Origin of the sequence: Streptomyces xylophagus (genome assembly GCF_000716435.1) — a bacterium.
In the GTDB taxonomy this organism is placed as follows: domain Bacteria; phylum Actinomycetota; class Actinomycetes; order Streptomycetales; family Streptomycetaceae; genus Streptomyces; species Streptomyces xylophagus.
In genome coordinates, this window is record NZ_JNWO01000168.1 from 1 (window position 1) to 368 (window position 368).

Annotated in this window: 1 pseudogene; it reads right to left on the reverse strand. The window is 67.1% G+C overall.

The features are described from left to right. Positions 1-368, reverse strand: a pseudogene (locus tag OO70_RS50825) (hypothetical protein); the annotation flags it as partial.

Consider the following 368-nt stretch of genomic DNA (forward strand, 5'->3'; position numbering starts at 1 on the left):
TCTTCGCCTCGAAGATCCGCTTCCCGCGACGCTCACACTCGGCCAGCACCCACGCGAACAGGGCCCGGCCCTGGTCGAAGGCGTCATCGTCCACACCGACGATGTACGTCGAGCACAGCTTCTCCACGTCAAGGAAGTCGCCGGTGCCCTTGAACTCCGCGATCTTCAACTCGCACGTCGGGTCCAGCATGCCGATGGTGGTCAGCGCCCGGGCCGCGTACGACTTGCCGGAGCCGGGCTGCCCGCCGCACAGCACGTTGTTCTCGAACAGGGTGATGTCGATCGGCCGCTGACGGGCGTCCGTACTGAACGGGTGCGGATCGAACACGCTGGTCCGGGCGTTCGGTGCCGCCAACGCCCACGTCGGC